Below are 16732 nucleotides of genomic sequence, written 5' to 3'. Positions count from 1 at the left end.
CTTCGTCTTCCAGAAGACGCATAGGGCGGGCCGTGCCCGCCGTCCCCTGTATCCGCCTCAGCCACGGGTCCACCGGTCAGCAGGCGGCCACGGGCCGCCCTATCCGCAAGGGAGGCAGGACGAGAGGCCAAACGCATCGCGATAGGCCAACGGCGATTAGGTTATGTCACCGCAACTCTACCGCCAAACAGCTCAACTTCAATCATGAGTTGAGAAAAGTACATGAAGCCACCGGTCACCTTGGGGACAACATGCGGCTCAAGCGGGTGTGGAGAAAAGAGTCTCGATGATCTGGCCGACACTCAGGCCCGCGTCATTGTAGGGGATCTGTTCGGGCAGGTGCACGGCAAAGCCCCGTGACGCGAGCCGCTGCATGACGCGCTCCACCAGTGGCCGGTTGAGAAACACGCCACCACTCAGGCCCACCGTGAACTCGCCATGGATCTCTCGCAGTCGCATCGCCTGCGTCGCCAGGCCCTCGGCCAGCGCCTCATGCATCAGACAACTGCGTTCGACGATCGAACGCTGCCCGTCGAGCATGAGCGCCACCAGCGGCGACCAGTCCATGCGCAGCACGCCCATGGCGTCCTGCTCAAGCGGCAGGCTCGGCACCTCGATTGATGCGTCCGCCTCACGACACAGGGACTCCCAGACCATGGGCGCCTGGGCCTCGTAGCTGGTCTGCTGCATCACGCCTGCAAGCGCCGCGCAGGCATCGAATACCCTGCCCATGGCCGTGCAGACCGGGGTGTTCAGTTGCCGTTCCCAGGCCTGACGTGCCAGGGAGACGTCGAGCCCCTCCGGTTGCCAGTCCCGGCCCGTCTCCCAGGCCAGTGCGGCCGCCGATCGCCAGGGTTCACGGCCAGCCTTCTCGCCCCCGGACAACCGGAAGGGTCGCAGGCTCGCCACCCTTCGCCAGTGCCCGGGCACACCCAGCAGCGCCTCACCGCCCCAGATCGTGCCGTCCTCGCCGAAGCCTGTGCCGTCCCAGGTGAACACCAGCCAACGGTCCACCTGCGGGTGTTCGCCGGCGAGCATCGCCGCGTGGGCGTGGTGGTGAAACACCGGCCGCCGTTGGAGCCCGTGACGTTGCGCGTGAGCCTTCGCCCAGCGGGTGGAGCCATAGCCGGGGTGGGCATCGTGCAACACCCGCTCGGGCGTCACCCGGTAGAGCGCACCGAGATCCCCGATCACCTGTTCGAACACCGCGAGGCTGCGCGGGCTGTCCAGTTCGCCGATATGGGGCGAGATCACCACCCGCTCCTCCCAGGCGAGCGCGATGGTGTTTTTCATGTGCCCGCCCACGGCGAGCGTCGGCCGCTCGACTCGACGTGGCAAGTCCAACTCCAGCGGCGCCAGCCCGCGCCCGATGCGCAGGCGCCGCCCGCGTCCTCCAATCACCCTCATGACGCTGTCATCGGCAGGCCGAAGGATGTCACGATCGTGGTGCAGGAAGGCATCGGCCACCGAACCGAGCGCCGCCTCCACCTCGGCGGCCGCGATGAACACCGGCTCACCGGAACGGTTCGCGGAGGTGGCCACCAGTGGCGCGCCAAAGTCCCGGCTGAGCAGGTGATGCAGGGGACTGTAGGGGAGCATGGCGCCGACTTCGGACAGCCCGGGCGCGATGCCCTTGGCCAGACCAAGGTCCGCCTTCAGCGTCACCAGGACGATGGGCCGTTCGGGCCCTGTCAGCAGGGCCGCCTCGGCATCGCCTGGATGGGCATGCCGGCGCAGCGACGCGAGACCGTCATCGCCCTCCCAGGGAAACAGCACGGCCAGCGGTTTGTGGGGCCGGTGCTTGCGTTCACGCAGGCGCGCGACCACGGCAGGATCGGTGGCATCACACAGCAGGTGGTAACCGCCCACGCCCTTGACCGCCACGATGCGTCCCGCCTTCAGGGCGGCGACGCAGGCGGCCAGGGCCGCCTCGTTGCCCGAGGCCGCCCCTTCGGGACCCTTGTACGTCAGCGTCGGCCCACAGACCGGACAGGCCAGGGGCTCGGCGTGGAAGCGCCGGTCCGCGGGCGACCGGTACTCGGCGCCACAGGCCTCGCACAGGTGGAAACCGGCCATGGCGGTGTTGGCCCGGTCGTAGGGCAGTGCCCGGATCAGGGTGTAGCGGGGTCCGCACTGGGTGCAGTTGATGAACGGATAGCGATGCCGGCGCGCAGCGGGATCGGCGAGTTCGCCCAGACAGGCATCGCAGGTGAAGAAATCGGGCGGCACATGGACGCGGGGCGGTGCCCCGGCATCGCTGGGAAGGATGCGGAAATCGCTCGCGGATGCCTGGGAGAGTTGCTGCTGTTCCATGAGCCGTGGACGTGCCAGCGGCGGCGCCTCGTACAACAGGCGGTGAAGAAAGGTCTTTAGAAGATCCGGCTCGCCGCTCGCCTCAATGAGCACCTCGCCGGTGCGGTTCTGCACCCAGCCGCGAATGCCGAGGCTCAGGGCCTGGCGGTAGACGAAGGGACGAAAACCCACCCCCTGCACCTGCCCGCCGATGCGCAGGCGGCGGGTCTCAGGCGACACGCGGCCTCTGCTGCCGAACACCCCCGGCCCACCAGATGCGGCACGCCCCCTCGTCGGAGACCATGCACGGCCCGACCGGGTTGCGCGGCGTGCAGGCCTTGCCGTAGAGGCGGCATTCGTCAGGATAGATACGTCCCAGAACCACCCTGGCACAATCACAACCCGGGGGCATCTGGCCGGCCCGCCTGCGGGCGGCATCCTGGTAGGACGGGAACAGCCGCCGGGCATTGTGGGCGGCCAGTTCGGCTGTGAGCTCGAAGCCGGAGTCCGGGATTACACCCACACCGCGCCAGTTGGCATCCACCACGTCCAGTACCCGTTCCATTTGCCGCCGTGCCGTGGGATTGCCGCCCGGACGCACCACGCCCGGATAGCAGTTGTCCAGGAAATACTCGCCGGAGATGTGCTGACGCAGCACCGAGTAGGTGGCCGCCAGCAGACTCTCGGGGGTGAACCCCGCCACGGCGGCGGGCATGTGGTGGCGTTCCACCACGAAGTCCCATTCCTCGGGACCCATGACCGTGGACACGTGGCCCGGGGCGATAAGCGCGTCGAAGCCAGGGCTCTCGGATTCCAGCAGCATGGCCACCGCCGGCCAGGTCCGGCGCCCGGAGAGCAGCACCGAGAGATTCTCCGGCACGCCCTCGGCCAGCATGGCCGCCACCGGCGCGGTGGTGGTCTCGAAGCCGGCGGCGAAGAACACCACGGCCCGATCCGGATGGTCACGGGCGATGCTCACCGCCTCGGTGGGCGAGGCGATGGGACGCACGTCGGCACCCGCCGCCTGGGCCTCCACCAGGGAGCGCGCCTCGCTCTTCTTCACGTTGACCGGCACCCGCAACATGTCACCGAAGGCCACCAGCGTGACGTCTTCGTGCAGCGCCAGCTGGATGGCCTGGTAGATGTCCTCCTCGGGACAGACGCACACCGGGCAACCTGGACCGGGGATCAGTTCGATGGATGGCGGCAGCGCGGAGCGCAGCCCCGCCAAAGTGATGGAGCGCTCATGCCCGCCGCAGACGTTCATGATGCGCACCCGGGGAGGCAGATCCAGGGATCGGATGCGCTCAAGCCACTGGCGGGCGTCCTGGCTCATTCGGTGTGCTGATGATGGGCGTGGGCATGCAGGCGGGCGCCGTCGGGCTGCACCGCCGGACGGGCGCTTCGGCCCTCTTCAAGGCGATCGCGCTGAGTCCGGATCTCGTCGCGCAGCCAGTCCAGCCAGGCGTCCATGCCGGCGCCATTTTTGCTCGACACCCGGATCACCGGCGCCGGGTTGGCCAGGTTGCGCAACGCGGTCTCGGCGGCGTCACAGTCGAAATCGTCCAGCACCGGCAGCAGGTCGGTCTTGGTGAGCAGCATGAGATCGGCGGCGCGGAACATCACCGGGTACTTGGCCGGCTTGTCGTCGCCCTCGGTGACCGACAGCAGGGTGACGTTGCGGTGATGGCCGAGATCAAAGCTCGCCGGGCACACCAGGTTGCCCACGTTCTCGATGAACACCAGGTCAAGGCCCGAGAGATCCAGCTGATGCAGGGCATCGTGGACCATGTGCGCATCCAGGTGGCAGGCAGTGCCGGTGGTGATCTGGACGGCGGGGACGCCGTGGCGGCGGATGCGCTCGGCATCGTTCTCCGTCTCCAGGTCCCCCTCGATCACCGCGATGCGCAGTTCATCCCCCAGGGCCTGGAGGGTGGCCTCCAGCAGGGCCGTCTTGCCGGCGCCGGGCGAGGACATGAGGTTGATGCACAGCACGCCACGGCTGTCGAAGTGGGCGCGGTTGTGGGCGGCCTGGCGGTCGTTCTCATGCAGCAGGCCCTGCAGCACCTTGACGGCTGATTGGCCGTTGTCGGTCGTCGAGAGCCTGCCGCTGATCACCAGGTGCCGGTTGCCCGGGGTGATGTTGCAGCCGCAGGTGTCACACATGTTCGCCCTCCTCTGCCGTCACAAGCTCCAGGCTCTCCAGCAGCATCTCCTCGCCGCTGATGACCCGGGTCTGCCAGTCGCCGCACACACCGCACAGCAGCCGGTTGGCGGGCACCTCCGACTCCGCCTCGCAGCGGTTGCACACCACCCGTACGGGCAGCGATTCCATCTCCAGGCTTGCGCCTTCGGCCAGCGTGCCCGCCTGGGCCAGGGGGAAGGCCCGCGCCAGCAGTTCCGGCTCCACCCCGGACAGCACACCGATCCGCAACCGGATCCGGGTGATGCCGCGCGCGCCATGCTCCCGGGCAACGGCCTCCGCCTGGCGGATCACGGACTGACAAACGGCAAGTTCATGCATGCTTCATCCGCCTTACGCCTTACGCCTTACGCCTTACGCCTTACGCCTCATCCTTCATCCTTCATCCTTCTGCCTTCCACGAGGAGCATCTCGTCGTAGAGATCCCAGGCGGTGCGGGCGTCCGCCTCGCTCATCTTCTGGATGGCATAGCCCACGTGGACCATCACGTGATCGCCGGGTTCGAGGGGTTCGTCCTGGAGCAGGAACAGGCTCACGGTGCGCTCCACGCCCTTGGCCTCGCAGCGGGCGTTGAATCGATCGATCTCGACGATACGCATGGGGATCCCGAGACACATGGCGGGGCTACCCTGACGGAATGGTCAGCGTCCATTAGAGACCATGGAGTTTTGTCGATCAAGAGCACAAGGCCTGATCTCTCGCCAAGACGCGAAGACGCCAAGAAAAGCAATTCAATTTAAGAATGCCTTTCTTGGCGTCTTCGCGTCCTGGCGAGAAACCCTGTTTTTTGAAGGCCAATTCACGACCCTGGCGATTCGCGAAACTCTCCACCAAGGAATTGCTCCAGATCACTAGCGAAGTTAAAAACCGCTGCTAGTATCTAATCCATCGATCATCCGCGCAGGAAGCCGTCCCTTGCAGGCCCAGGCCTACCCCGTGATAGAAGACACCGCCAGGACCCTGGTCCTGGGTCTTGGCAACACCCTGCTGCAGGACGAGGGGGTGGGTGTTCATGTCATTGAAACGCTGGTGCGACTGGCCCCCGATACGCCCCGGGTGGACTACATGGACGGCGGCACCCTGAGCTTCACCCTGGCAGGCCCCATTGGCGAGGCGGCTGCCCTCATCGTGGTCGACACCGCCCAGCTGGACGCTGCGCCCGGCACCGTGCGGGTGTTCGAGGGAGCGGACATGGACGACTTCGTCGGCAACGGCCGCAAGACCAGCGTGCATGAAGTCAGCCTGCGTGACCTGCTGGCCATTTCAAGCCTGGAAGGCCGACTGCCCGCCCGCCGCGCCCTGGTGGGCATCCAGCCCGGGGTGATGGACTGGGGCAACACACCCTCCCCCGCCGTCGCAGCCGCCATCCCCCGGGCCTGCCAAGCGGTGCAAGGCCTGCTGGAGCGCTGGAAGCCATGAGCGGCCTCGACGGCATCCCGGTCAGGATCGAAGCGCCCGAGTTCGACGGCGAGGACGTGATCACGGGCATGGCCGATGCGCTGTTGCGGGAGATCCACGCCCACCTGGTCAATCTCCACGAGCGGAGCGAGAGTCACACCATCGACCTCAAGGGCCTGCCCCTGACCGAGGCCGACCGGCGCCAGCTCAGGGAGGCCCTGGGCAGGGGCGAGGTCAGCATGACCGTGGAGGCCGCCGGGCCCACCGAGGCCTACGAGACCGCCTACGGGGGCGTCTGGTGGATCGACTACCAGAACCTGCTCGGCAGTACGGCGCTCACGCACATCGAGATCGCCCGGGTGCCGGCCATCGCGCCCACCCACCCCGAGGACATCGCCGACGCGCTTGAGCGTCTCGGCGAGGCACTGAACGACAGGAAACCACAGACAGACAACCCACCACCCGACTGAGGCCGGCTCACAGGAGGCGGTTATGCATCAGGGCAAGACACCGGAAACACTGAGCGAGGAACTGCGCCGACGCGGCATGAGCCGACGCACCTTCCTCAAGTTCTGCGCCGCCGTGGCATCCAGCATGGCCCTGCCCGCGACCATGGCGCCGGTGATGGCGGAGGCCCTGGCCAAGGCCCGGCGCCAGTCGGTGATCTGGCTGTCCTTCCAGGAGTGCACCGGTTGCGTGGAGTCCCTGACCCGCTCCTACGCACCCTCGCTCGAATCCCTGATCTTCGATTTCATCTCCCTGGACTACCAGCACGCCCTGCAGGCGGCCGCCGGCCACCAGGCCGAGGCGGCCCGCGAAGCGGCCATGAAGGAACACTGGGGCAAGTACCTGGTGATCGTGGACGGCTCCATCCCGCTCAAGGACGGCGGCGTCTATTCCACCGTCGCGGGCGAGACCAACCTGGACACCCTGAGGCACGTGGCCGAGGGTGCCGCGGCCCTCATCAGCGTGGGCACCTGCGCGGCCTACGGCGGGCTCCCCAAGGCCCACCCCAATCCCACCGGCGCTGCTGCGGTCACGGACATCATCAAGGACAAGCCGGTGATCAACGTGCCGGGCTGCCCGCCCATCCCGGAAGTGATGACCGGCGTGATCGCCAACTTCCTCACCTTCGGCCGTCTGCCGGACATGGATCACCTGAACCGGCCGATCGCCTTCTTCGGCGACACCATCCACGACCGCTGCTACCGGCGCCCCTTCTACCGGCGCGGCCAGTTCGCCAAGCGCTTCGACGACGAGGGCGCCCGCAACGGCTGGTGCCTGTACGAACTGGGCTGCAAGGGTCCGGTGGTGCACAACGCCTGTGCCACCACCAAGTGGAACCAGAACCTCACCTTCCCCATCCAGTCCGGCCACGGCTGCATCGGCTGCTCGGAACCCGACTTCTGGGACAAGGGCAGCTTCTACGCGCCGCTCTCCACCGGCCGCTGGGGCAGCGCCGAAGGCATCGCCGCGGCGGCGGTGGTCGGCACCACGGTGGGCATCGGCAGCGCCATGCTCTCCCGGGCGCGCCAGTCCGACATCATCAAGAAGGGGTGATGCCATGGACCTGCTGGAATTCGCGCGCGGCCCCGCCATGCAATGGGCGCTGATTCTCCTGGTGCTGGGCACCTGCTGGCGCATCGCAGGCATCGTGTTCCTCAAGCGCAAACCGGACCTCTCCGAGCCCCGAAGCCACGGCCAGATGGCAGGCGCCTTGCGTACCATCTTCAGCCGCTCGGTGCCGGCCAAAGCGTTCCGCTCCCGGGTGCTGTACTCCAACCTGCTGGGTTACACCTTCCACATCGGGCTCGCCATCGTGGTGTTCGCCTATCAGCCCCACATCCTGTGGTTCGAGAGCATCCTGGGCTTCCAGTGGCCGGCACTGCCCAATGCGGTGATCTCGGTGGCGGCGGTGGTCACCCTGTTCTCCCTGGTGGCCCTGCTGGTCAGGCGCCTGACCAGCCCCGTGCTGCGCCTGATCTCCAACTTCGACGACTACTTTAGCTGGATGATCACCGTGGCGCCGCTGGTGACGGGGCTCATGGCCGTGGCCGACGTGGGCTTCGGCCTGCGCTACGAGACCCTGCTGGCGGTTCACCTGCTGAGCGTGTGGCTGCTGTTCGCCTGGCTGCCCTTCGGCAAACTGGGCCACGCCTTCCTGGTGTTTCTCAGCCGGGGTACCACGGGCGCGCTGTTCGCGCGCCGGGGAGCACGCACATGAGCACCGCAGACCTGGATCAGAAGCATCCCCTGGATCTCGAGTCCGCCCGCATCGGCGTGCGCAAGCCCGAACAGCGCTACGACGTGCAGGGCGACACGCCGGACGAGGCCCGGGTGCATGCGGCCATGGTGAACTTCGTCAAGGACTTCGGCGCCACCGCCGCCACCTACATGGAGTCCTGCATCCACTGCGGCCAGTGCGCTGAGGCCTGCCATTTCTACGTGCAGACCGAAGACCCCCGCTACACCCCCATCTGGAAGCTGGAACCCTTCAAGCAGGCCTACAAGCGTGAGGCCGGCCCCTTCTCCCTGGTCTACCGCCTGCTGAGCCTGAAGAAGAAGGTCACGACGGCGGAACTCAAGGAATGGCAGGAACTCATCTACGACTCCTGCACCATGTGCGGCAGGTGCACCATGATCTGCCCCATGGGCATCGACATCGCCACCCTGGTGGGCCAGGCCCGGCATGGCATGTTCCAGGCGGGCATCGTGCCCCACGAGTTGTGGTCGGTGGCGGAACGCGCCCAGAGGGAAGGCAGCCCGCTCGGCGCCACCCCGAGCGTGTTCGAGGAGCGGGTGGAATGGATGGGCGATGAACACGAGGTGGAGATGTTCATCGACAAGGACAGGGCCGACGTGGTGCTCACCATGTCCTCCATCGAGATCCAGAAATATCCCGAGTCCATGGCGGCCATCGCCAAGGTGATGAATCACCTGGGGCTTGACTGGACCTTCCGCACCGACGGCTACGAGGCCACCAACTTCGGTCTGCTGTCCGGCAACACCGCCTGGCAACGGGACATGAGCCGCAAGATCGTGGATGCCGCGAAGCAATGCGGCGCACACACGGTGATCCTGCCCGAGTGCGGCCATGCCTACGGCGCGCTGCGCTGGCAGGCAGCCAACCTGCTGGGCGAGAAGCTGCCCTTCAAGGTGCTGCACGTTTCAGAGTTCCTCGCCGAACAGGTCAACAGCGGCCGCCTCAAGCTCAGGAAGGTGGACAAGTCGGCGACCTTCCACGACCCCTGCCAGGTCTCACGGCGCGGCGGCGCGACCCAGGCGCCCCGGGATGTGCTCAAGGCGCTGGGCGTGGAACTGCGCGAGATGGACAACGCCGGTGACTACAACTGGTGCTGTGGCGGCGGGGGCGGCGTCATCACCATCCACCGGGCCGACCCGCTGCGTTACAAGACCTTCGAGATCAAGATGGCGCAGATCGACAGGACCGGCGCCGAGGTGCTGCTCACCAGCTGTTCCAACTGTCGCCAGAACTTCGACGACAGCCAGGCACACTTTCACTGGGACAAGACCATGCACAGCCTGCTGGAGCTGGTGGCGGACAACCTGGTCGAGCACTGATCAGAAGCCAACAAGACATGCGCACTTCTAATTCATCAACCAGGGTTACAGCTTAAATGAGCACAGAACGTATCGTCGTCGATCCTGTCACCCGCATCGAGGGCCACCTGCGCATTGAGGCCGAGGCGGACGAGCACGGCAACATCACCCATGCCTCCAGCTCCGGCACCATGGTGCGCGGCATTGAGACCATCCTCACCGGCCGCGACCCCCGGGATGCCTGGGCCTTCGCCCAACGCATCTGCGGTGTGTGCACCCTGGTGCATGGCATCGCCTCGGTGCGCTCGGTGGAGGATGCCCTGGACTATCCGATCCCGCCCAATGCCCAGCTGATCCGCAATCTCATGATCGGCGCCCAGTACGTGCACGACCACGTGATGCACTTCTATCACCTGCACGCCCTGGACTGGGTGGACGTGGTCTCCGCGCTCAAGGCCGACCCCAGGGCCACCTCGGAACTGGCCCAGTCGCTGAGCAGCTACCCCCGTTCATCCCCGGGCCACTTCGCCGACGTGCAGAAGCGGGTCAAGGAGTTCGTGGAATCCGGACAGCTGGGGATCTTCGCCAACGGCTACTGGGGACATCCCGCCTACAAGCTGCCGCCGGAGGCCAACCTCATGGCGCTGGCCCACTACCTGGACGCACTGGCCTGGCAGCGGGACGTGGCCAAGCTGCACGCCATCTTCGGCGGCAAGAACCCGCACCCCAACTTCCTGGTGGGCGGCGCACCGTCCGCCATCAGCACCGGCGGCGACGGCAGTCGCGGCGGCACCGCCATCAACGACGTGGGCCTGGCTCAGGTGCGCGACATCATCGGACAGATGCGCAGCTTCGTGGACCAGGTCTACCTGCCGGACACGCTCGCCATTGCGGGTTTCTACAAGGACTGGTTCAGGCGCGGCGAAGGCACCGGCAATTTCCTCACCTACGGGGATTTCCCGGAGCAGGGCCTGGACGATCCCGCCACCTACCTGGTGCCCGCGGGCGTGATCCTGGACCGGGACCTGTCCCGCATCCATCCCATGGACCTGAACGATCCGGAGCAGATCCAGGAGTTCGTCTCCCACTCCTGGTACGACTACAGCACCGGCAAGGACTCGGGCCTGCACCCCTACCAGGGCGAGACAAAGCTCAACTACACGGGGCCCAAGCCCCCTTACCAGCACCTGGACGTGGAGGCCAGCTATTCCTGGCTCAAGTCCCCCCGCTGGCGCGGCAAGCCCATGGAGGTGGGGCCGCTCGCGCGGGTCCTGATGATGTACGCCAACGGCCACGAGCCCACCCGCGAACTGGCGGGCTATGCCCTGAAGACCCTGGACCTGCCGCTGGAGGCCCTGTTCTCCACCATGGGCCGCACCGCCGCCCGGACGCTTGAGAGCAAGATCGTCGCCGACCAGATGATGACCTGGTACGACAACCTCATGGCCAACATCCGCGCCGGGGATCTCCGGACCCACAACCATGATCTCTGGGACCCCTCCACCTGGCACCGGGAACACAAGGTGCGCAAGGGCGTGGGCTACATGGAGGCGCCCCGCGGCGCCCTGGCCCACTGGTCGGTGATCGAGAATGGCAAGCTCAGTAACTACCAGGCGGTGGTGCCCAGCACCTGGAACGCCGGCCCCCGGGACGCCCAGGGCCAGTTCGGCCCCTACGAGGCCGCGCTCATGGACAACCACCAGCTGCACGACACCCATCAGCCGCTCGAGATCCTGCGCACCATTCACAGCTTCGATCCCTGTCTCGCCTGCGCGGTCCACATGGTGGACAAGGACGGCAAGGAACTGGTACGTGTGAAGGTACGCTAGTGTCCTGACAGCATTCTGACCGAGTGATGACAGTCCTCAACAAGGGAGACCCGAAATGCGATTTGCGATGTCCATGCTCCTCGCCGGCCTGAGCCTTGTGTTCACCGCCCCGGCCTTTGCCCACGTGGGGCACGGCGAGACGGGCGGCCTGCTCGCCGGACTGGCCCACCCGATCCTCGGCATCGACCACCTGCTCCCCCTGCTGGCCATGGGCCTGTGGAGTGCAGCCCTGGCCGCGCGCACACGACTGCTGGCCGTGTCGGGCATCGGCCTGTTGCTGGCTGCCGCCGCCCTGGCGGGCCTGGCTGGCTTTGCCTTGCCCCACATGGAGACCGGCATCGCCCTGTCCGTGCTGATCCTCGGCCTGATGCTCAGCTTTGCCTTGCGCCAGCAGATGACGGGCCTGCTGCTGATCGCCCTGTTCACCCTGTTCCACGGCAACGCCCATGGCATCGAGGCGCCGACCGGGGTTTCGCTGGCCACCTATTTCCTGGGCTTCACCCTGGCCAGCCTCGCCCTGGTCGGTGCTGGCCAATGGCTCGGTCGCACCCTCAGCCAGGGGATTGCCCTGCGCCTCTCCGGGGGCGTGCTGGCCCTGGCCGGGGCCTGGATGGTGCTGGGCTGAAGTATCCCCCCGACGGTTGACAGCCCCTGCAAAGCGCAACAACATCACGCCAGGGTTTTCATCACGGGCACATCTTCGGGGGTAGCTGAAATGGGGATCAGGACTGGCGTACTGGCCGCGGCCACGATTGCCTTGGTGTTGACCGGGTGCGGCAAGACCGACAGGGAGACCGTTCACGTCTACAACTGGTCGGACTACATCTCCGACGAGGTGGTCAAGCGCTTCGAACAGCAGACCGGCATCCGGGTGGTCTACGACGTCTACGACGCCAACGAGATCCTGGAAGCCAAGCTGCTGGCCGGACGCAGCGGCTATGACGTGATCTTTCCCAGCGCCCACCCCTTCGCGGAGCGCCACATCCAGGCGGGTCTGTACCTGCCCCTCGACCCCGAGCTGCTGCCCAACCGCGTCAACCTGGAGCCCAGCCTGATGCGCAAGCTGGAGGCCGTGGACCCGGGCAACCGCTTCACCGTGCCCTACATGTGGGGCACCACGGGCATCGGCTACAACGTGGCCCAGGTCGCCGCCATCCTGGGCGAGGAGGCGGAAGTGGATTCCTGGTCCCTGATCTTCGATCCGGAGATCGCCGGGAAACTCTCCGCCTGCGGCATCGCGGTGCTGGACGACGAGGGCGAGGCCCTGGCCGCCGCCCTGCTCTACCTGGGCAAGGATCCCAACACCACGGACCCGGCGGACATCGAGGAGGCCGCCAACCTGTTCATGCAGGTGCGCCCTTTCATCCGCTACTTTCACGCCTCCAGGTACATCAATGATCTCGCCAACGGCGACATCTGCGTGGCCCACGGCTATTCCGGCGACGTGATCCAGGCCCGTGACCGGGCCGAGGAAGTGGGACGCGGCGTGGAGATCGACTACATCATCCCCAGGGAGGGCGCGGTGCTCTGGTTCGATCTCATGGCCATCCCCGCCGATGCGCCCAACCCGGGCAACGCCCACGCCTTCATCAACTTCCTGATGCAGCCGGAGAACATCGCCGAGATCACCAACGAGGTGGCCTATGCCAACGCCAACCGCGCGGCCACGGACCTGGTGGACGAGGAGATCCGCAACGACCCCGGCGTGTACCCCACGGACGAGATCCGCGAGCGACTGGTGACCCAGCAGTCCCTGCCCGACGAGGTCCAACGGCACCGGGTCCGAATCTGGACCCAGATCAAGACCGGGCGGTAAGCCGGTCATGACTCAGCCCGGAACCGGGCTCCGGGGGCGCGGGCGCGCCCGACGCGGCTGAGGCGTCCAACATGCCTCAGCCCAAACGCGACCCCTCCGCCCTCGACGCCTGGCAGGACCCGTCCGCCCGGCCGTTCCTGGAGATCCGCAACGTTACCAAGGTGTTCGACGGCGGTACCTATGCCGTCGACGACGTCTCGCTGAGCATCTTCAAGGGCGAATTCTTCTCCCTGCTGGGTGCCTCGGGCTGCGGCAAGAGTACCCTGCTGCGGGTGCTCGCGGGCCTGGAACGCCCCAGCCACGGGCGCGTGCTGATCGAGGGAGAGGACATCACCGAGCTGCCGCCCTACGAGCGGCCGGTGAACATGATGTTCCAGTCCTACGCCCTGTTCCCGCACATGAGCGTGGAACAGAACGTGGCCTTCGGCCTGAAGCAGGAAGATCTCGGGCGCGGCGAGATCCGCGAGCGGGTGGCCGAGATGCTGGAGCTGGTGCGCATGACGGAGTACGCCAAGCGCAAGCCCGACCAGCTCTCCGGCGGCCAGCGGCAGCGGGTGGCACTGGCGCGTTCGCTCGCCAAGCACCCCAAGCTGCTGCTGCTTGACGAACCGCTGGGCGCCCTGGACCGCAAGCTGCGCGAGCGCACCCAGTTCGAGCTGGTCAACATCCAGGAACGGGTGGGCACCACCTTCATCATGGTCACCCACGATCAGGAAGAGGCCATGACCATGTCCACGCGTCTGGCCATCATGGACGCCGGGCGCATCCTCCAGGTGGGCACGCCGGGGGAGATCTACGAATATCCGGGCAGCCGCTTCGTGGCCGAATTCATCGGCGCCGCCAATGTCTTCGAGGGCCGCGTGGTGGAGGCCCAGGACGAGCTGCTGGTGATCCAGAGCGACGCGACGGGGGGCGAGATCGCCATGTATCACGCCCAGCCGCTCACCGTCGGCACGCCGGTATCGGTGGCGCTGCGCCCGGAGAAGCTCCGTGTGGTGGAAGCGCCGCCCGCCGACGGACGCAACTGGGTCCGCGGCAAGGTACGCGAGATCGGCTACCTGGGTGATGTCTCCATCTACCACGTGGCCACGGAGCAGGGACAGACCGTGCAGGTCCAGGTCACCAACCGGGCGCGGCGCACCGCCGGGCCCCTGACCTGGGATGACACCGTGTGCCTGGCCTGGGACACCGAGGCCGGCGTGGTGCTCACCGCGTGAGCGTGCCCGAGGTCACGGCCACCGGCTCCACCCGGCTGCGCCGGGGCATCGACCGGGGCGTGAAGAGCCTGACCCAGGGCCGGCTTGGCCGCGCCCTGGTGATCGCCCTGCCCTACGCCTGGCTGCTGCTGTTCCTGCTGGTGCCGGTGTTCATCGTCATCAAGATCAGCCTGGCGGAGATGGCACTGGCCAGCCCGCCCTACACCCCGATGCTGCAGTGGCTGGAGGGGCGCACCCTGGCGCTGCGCGTGCACCTGGGCAACTACGCCTTCCTGTGGCAGGACCCGCTGTACCTGGCCGCCTACCTCAATTCCCTCAAGGTGGCCGCGGTCTCCACCCTCATCTGCCTGCTGATCGGCTATCCCATGGCCTACGGCATCGCCCGCGCCTCGCCCAGCTGGCGCATCGTGCTGCTGATGATGATCATCCTGCCCTTCTGGACCAGCTTCCTGATCCGGGTCTATGCCTGGATCGGACTGCTGCAGAACAACGGACTGTTCAACAACCTGCTCATGGGGCTCGGCCTCATCGACCAGCCCCTGCCGCTGCTGCATTCGAACTTCGCCGTGTACCTGGGCATCGTCTACTCCTACCTGCCCTTCATGGTGCTGCCCCTGTACGCGACCCTGGTGCGCCAGGACCTCACCCTGCTGGAAGCGGCGGCGGACCTGGGCTGCCCGCCCTGGAAGTCCTTCCTCACCATCACCCTGCCCCTGTCCATGCCGGGCGTGATCGCGGGCTCCCTGCTGGTGTTCATCCCGGCGGTGGGCGAGTTCGTGATCCCCGACCTGCTGGGTGGCCCCGACTCCCTCATGATCGGCAAGATCCTGTGGAACGAGTTCTTCTCCAACCGGGACTGGCCGGTGGCCTCGGCGGTGGCGGTGGCCATGCTGGTGGTGATCGTCGTGCCGCTGCTGCTCCTGCAGCGCATCGGTGAACGTCAGACCGCCGGAGAGGGTCGATGAGCGGACGCCGGCCGTTCCTGCTGTTCACCGCCGTGGCCTTCGGCTACGCCTTCCTGTACCTGCCGATCATCACCCTGATGATCTACTCCTTCAACGACTCGCGCCTGGTGACGGTGTGGGGCGGCTTCTCCACCCGCTGGTACGTGGAGCTGTTTCGCAACGAGCAGATCCTCTCGGCCCTGTGGCTGTCGGTGCGCATCGCGGCCATGAACGCCACCTTCGCCGTGGTGCTCGGGACGCTCGCCGCGCTCACCCTGGTGCGTTTCACGCAGTTTCGCACCCGCATGCTGTTCGCCGGCATGGTGACCGCGCCCCTGGTGATGCCCGAGGTGATCCTGGGTCTCTCGGCCCTGCTGATGTTCGTGTCCCTGGAGCAGCTCATCGGCTGGCCCGAGGGGCGGGGCATGACCACCATCACCATCGCCCACATCACCTTCACCACCGCCTACGTGGCGGTGGTGGTGCAGTCACGTCTGTCGCAACTGGACGGCAGCCTGGAAGAGGCGGCCATGGACCTGGGCGCACGGCCCTGGAAGGTATTCCTGGTGATCATCCTGCCCATCATCTCGCCGGCGCTGATCGCCGGCTGGCTACTGGGCTTCACCCTGTCCATGGATGACCTGGTGATCGCGAGCTTCGTCTCCGGCCCCGGTTCCACCACCCTGCCCATGGTGGTCTACTCCAGCGTGCGCCTGGGGGTAAGTCCCCAGGTGAACGCGCTCGCGACCCTGATCGTGGTGGTGGTCAGCACCGGCGTGATCATCGCCGGCTGGCTGCTGCACCGGCAGCAGCGCCGGCACACGGGGAAACCCCGCTGAGAGAGTACTACTCGACGATGACCACAAGGGTGCCGAGCGGCACCTGATCGAACAGCTCGATCACCGCGGCGTTGGTCATGCGCACGCAGCCATCGGATGCCGGTTGGCCTATCAGGCCTTCCTCGTCGGTGCCGTGGATATAGATGAAGCGCTGGAAGGAATCCACCTCGCCGCCCCGGTTCACGCCCTCCTCCAGGCCGTCCAGCCACAGGATACGGGAGGTGATGTTGTCCTCGGGGCTGGTCTCGGGGGTGGTGAGGATGTTGGCGATGCGCCCGGTGTTGGCGCGCCCGCGGAAGATGGTGCCGAGCGGCGCATCCTCGCCGATCCTGCGCCGCACCTGGTGCACGCCGAGCGGCGTCTTGAGGCTGCCGTCCCGGTTGCCGATGCCATACCTGGAGGTGGACACGGGGTAGTCCAGAAACGGCACGCCGTGACGGATCAGGTAGAGACGCTGCTCACCGATGCGCACGACGATCAGGGGATCGAGAGCGCGATCCGGGTAATCCCGCGCCAGGCGATCGCGGATCTCGCCATACCAGGTGGTCACGGGCGGCACCGGCGGGCACTCATCCATGGATTCGTCCCACCAGGCGGCGGCCGGCGCCGCCAGCCACAACAGGCAACACAGAC

Annotated in this window: 17 protein-coding genes; 11 read left to right on the top strand and 6 right to left on the bottom strand. The window is 66.8% G+C overall.

The genetic code is table 11. The features are described from left to right. Positions 1 to 258: 258 nt before the first annotated feature. From hypF to TGR7_RS06365, 5 genes are read right to left on the bottom strand one after another with little or no spacing between them, the layout of a single operon-like run. Entirely contained in the window at positions 259 to 2532 is a 2274-nt protein-coding gene (gene hypF, locus TGR7_RS06385; RefSeq protein ID WP_012637845.1) for a carbamoyltransferase HypF, read from the bottom strand. Next, the gene (gene hypD, locus TGR7_RS06380; RefSeq protein WP_012637844.1) at positions 2522 to 3628 is read right to left on the bottom strand and encodes a hydrogenase formation protein HypD; all 1107 of its coding nucleotides are present in this window, start codon (positions 3626 to 3628) and stop codon (positions 2522 to 2524) included. The genes hypF and hypD overlap by 11 nt, the downstream gene beginning before the upstream one ends. Next, positions 3625 to 4458, bottom strand: a complete 834-nt coding sequence (gene hypB / locus TGR7_RS06375) for a hydrogenase nickel incorporation protein HypB (protein WP_012637843.1) — start codon at positions 4456 to 4458, stop codon at positions 3625 to 3627. The genes hypD and hypB overlap by 4 nt, the downstream gene beginning before the upstream one ends. Further along, positions 4451 to 4816 (bottom strand): hydrogenase maturation nickel metallochaperone HypA/HybF, encoded by a 366-nt coding sequence (locus tag TGR7_RS06370; protein WP_012637842.1) that lies wholly within the window; start codon positions 4814 to 4816, stop codon positions 4451 to 4453. The genes hypB and TGR7_RS06370 overlap by 8 nt, the downstream gene beginning before the upstream one ends. 47 nt (positions 4817 to 4863) lie before the next feature. After that, a complete protein-coding gene (locus TGR7_RS06365; protein WP_012637841.1) occupies positions 4864 to 5112 on the bottom strand; it encodes a HypC/HybG/HupF family hydrogenase formation chaperone in 249 nt (82 codons plus the stop codon). Between the two features lie 298 nt (positions 5113 to 5410). Here TGR7_RS06365 and TGR7_RS06360 point away from each other — a divergent pair, with 298 nt between their 5' ends. From TGR7_RS06360 to TGR7_RS06310, 11 genes are all read left to right on the top strand, one after another. Beyond that, positions 5411 to 5914 (top strand): HyaD/HybD family hydrogenase maturation endopeptidase, encoded by a 504-nt coding sequence (locus TGR7_RS06360; protein ID WP_012637840.1) that lies wholly within the window; start codon positions 5411 to 5413, stop codon positions 5912 to 5914. Beyond that, positions 5911 to 6363: a hydrogenase expression/formation protein gene (locus TGR7_RS06355; RefSeq protein ID WP_012637839.1), complete on the top strand. Its 453-nt coding sequence runs from the start codon at positions 5911 to 5913 to the stop codon at positions 6361 to 6363. Before TGR7_RS06360 ends, TGR7_RS06355 begins: the two co-directional genes overlap by 4 nt. 22 nt (positions 6364 to 6385) lie before the next feature. Continuing rightward, a complete protein-coding gene (locus tag TGR7_RS06350; protein ID WP_012637838.1) occupies positions 6386 to 7453 on the top strand; it encodes a hydrogenase small subunit in 1068 nt (355 codons plus the stop codon). Between the two features lie 4 nt (positions 7454 to 7457). After that, positions 7458 to 8117, top strand: a complete 660-nt coding sequence (locus TGR7_RS06345) for a hypothetical protein (RefSeq protein WP_012637837.1) — start codon at positions 7458 to 7460, stop codon at positions 8115 to 8117. Continuing rightward, the gene (locus TGR7_RS06340) at positions 8114 to 9475 is read left to right on the top strand and encodes a (Fe-S)-binding protein (RefSeq protein ID WP_012637836.1); all 1362 of its coding nucleotides are present in this window, start codon (positions 8114 to 8116) and stop codon (positions 9473 to 9475) included. The genes TGR7_RS06345 and TGR7_RS06340 overlap by 4 nt, the downstream gene beginning before the upstream one ends. 56 nt (positions 9476 to 9531) lie before the next feature. Then, a complete protein-coding gene (locus tag TGR7_RS06335; RefSeq protein ID WP_012637835.1) occupies positions 9532 to 11283 on the top strand; it encodes a nickel-dependent hydrogenase large subunit in 1752 nt (583 codons plus the stop codon). Positions 11284 to 11350: 67 nt separating this feature from the next. Next, positions 11351 to 11908: a HupE/UreJ family protein gene (locus TGR7_RS06330; protein WP_245523036.1), complete on the top strand. Its 558-nt coding sequence runs from the start codon at positions 11351 to 11353 to the stop codon at positions 11906 to 11908. A gap of 90 nt (positions 11909 to 11998) precedes the next feature. Continuing rightward, entirely contained in the window at positions 11999 to 13099 is a 1101-nt protein-coding gene (locus tag TGR7_RS06325) for a polyamine ABC transporter substrate-binding protein (RefSeq protein ID WP_012637833.1), read from the top strand. Between the two features lie 71 nt (positions 13100 to 13170). Beyond that, entirely contained in the window at positions 13171 to 14316 is a 1146-nt protein-coding gene (locus TGR7_RS06320; RefSeq protein WP_012637832.1) for an ABC transporter ATP-binding protein, read from the top strand. Further along, positions 14313 to 15281 carry an ABC transporter permease subunit gene (locus TGR7_RS06315; protein ID WP_012637831.1) on the top strand — a complete coding sequence of 323 codons (969 nt, stop codon included), beginning with the start codon at positions 14313 to 14315 and terminating at the stop codon, positions 15279 to 15281. The genes TGR7_RS06320 and TGR7_RS06315 overlap by 4 nt, the downstream gene beginning before the upstream one ends. Beyond that, the gene (locus TGR7_RS06310; protein ID WP_012637830.1) at positions 15278 to 16099 is read left to right on the top strand and encodes an ABC transporter permease subunit; all 822 of its coding nucleotides are present in this window, start codon (positions 15278 to 15280) and stop codon (positions 16097 to 16099) included. The genes TGR7_RS06315 and TGR7_RS06310 overlap by 4 nt, the downstream gene beginning before the upstream one ends. Before the next feature lie 7 nt (positions 16100 to 16106). Here TGR7_RS06310 and TGR7_RS06305 read toward each other — a convergent pair whose 3' ends face one another. After that, the gene (locus tag TGR7_RS06305; protein WP_049764717.1) at positions 16107 to 16676 is read right to left on the bottom strand and encodes a L,D-transpeptidase; all 570 of its coding nucleotides are present in this window, start codon (positions 16674 to 16676) and stop codon (positions 16107 to 16109) included. Between the last annotated feature and the right edge of the window lie 56 nt (positions 16677 to 16732).

Origin of the sequence: Thioalkalivibrio sulfidiphilus HL-EbGr7 (assembly GCF_000021985.1) — a bacterium.
GTDB lineage: Bacteria > Pseudomonadota > Gammaproteobacteria > Ectothiorhodospirales > Ectothiorhodospiraceae > Thioalkalivibrio_A > Thioalkalivibrio_A sulfidiphilus.
This window is presented reverse-complemented; position numbering and strand designations above follow the sequence as displayed.

Bases quoted from the DNA above. Each gene is read 5' to 3' on its own strand.
- hypD (WP_012637844.1), bottom strand. From the start codon at position 3,628: ATGAGCCAGGACGCCCGCCAGTGGCTTGAGCGCATCCGATCCCTGGAT.
- hypB (WP_012637843.1), bottom strand. From the start codon at position 4,458: ATGTGTGACACCTGCGGCTGCAACATCACCCCGGGCAACCGGCACCTG.
- TGR7_RS06370 (WP_012637842.1), bottom strand. From the start codon at position 4,816: ATGCATGAACTTGCCGTTTGTCAGTCCGTGATCCGCCAGGCGGAGGCC.
- TGR7_RS06365 (WP_012637841.1), bottom strand. From the start codon at position 5,112: ATGTGTCTCGGGATCCCCATGCGTATCGTCGAGATCGATCGATTCAAC.
- TGR7_RS06355 (WP_012637839.1), top strand. From the start codon at position 5,911: ATGAGCGGCCTCGACGGCATCCCGGTCAGGATCGAAGCGCCCGAGTTC.
- TGR7_RS06350 (WP_012637838.1), top strand. From the start codon at position 6,386: ATGCATCAGGGCAAGACACCGGAAACACTGAGCGAGGAACTGCGCCGA.
- TGR7_RS06345 (WP_012637837.1), top strand. From the start codon at position 7,458: ATGGACCTGCTGGAATTCGCGCGCGGCCCCGCCATGCAATGGGCGCTG.
- TGR7_RS06340 (WP_012637836.1), top strand. From the start codon at position 8,114: ATGAGCACCGCAGACCTGGATCAGAAGCATCCCCTGGATCTCGAGTCC.
- TGR7_RS06335 (WP_012637835.1), top strand. From the start codon at position 9,532: ATGAGCACAGAACGTATCGTCGTCGATCCTGTCACCCGCATCGAGGGC.
- TGR7_RS06330 (WP_245523036.1), top strand. From the start codon at position 11,351: ATGTCCATGCTCCTCGCCGGCCTGAGCCTTGTGTTCACCGCCCCGGCC.
- TGR7_RS06325 (WP_012637833.1), top strand. From the start codon at position 11,999: ATGGGGATCAGGACTGGCGTACTGGCCGCGGCCACGATTGCCTTGGTG.
- TGR7_RS06320 (WP_012637832.1), top strand. From the start codon at position 13,171: ATGCCTCAGCCCAAACGCGACCCCTCCGCCCTCGACGCCTGGCAGGAC.
- TGR7_RS06310 (WP_012637830.1), top strand. From the start codon at position 15,278: ATGAGCGGACGCCGGCCGTTCCTGCTGTTCACCGCCGTGGCCTTCGGC.
- TGR7_RS06305 (WP_049764717.1), bottom strand. From the start codon at position 16,676: ATGGATGAGTGCCCGCCGGTGCCGCCCGTGACCACCTGGTATGGCGAG.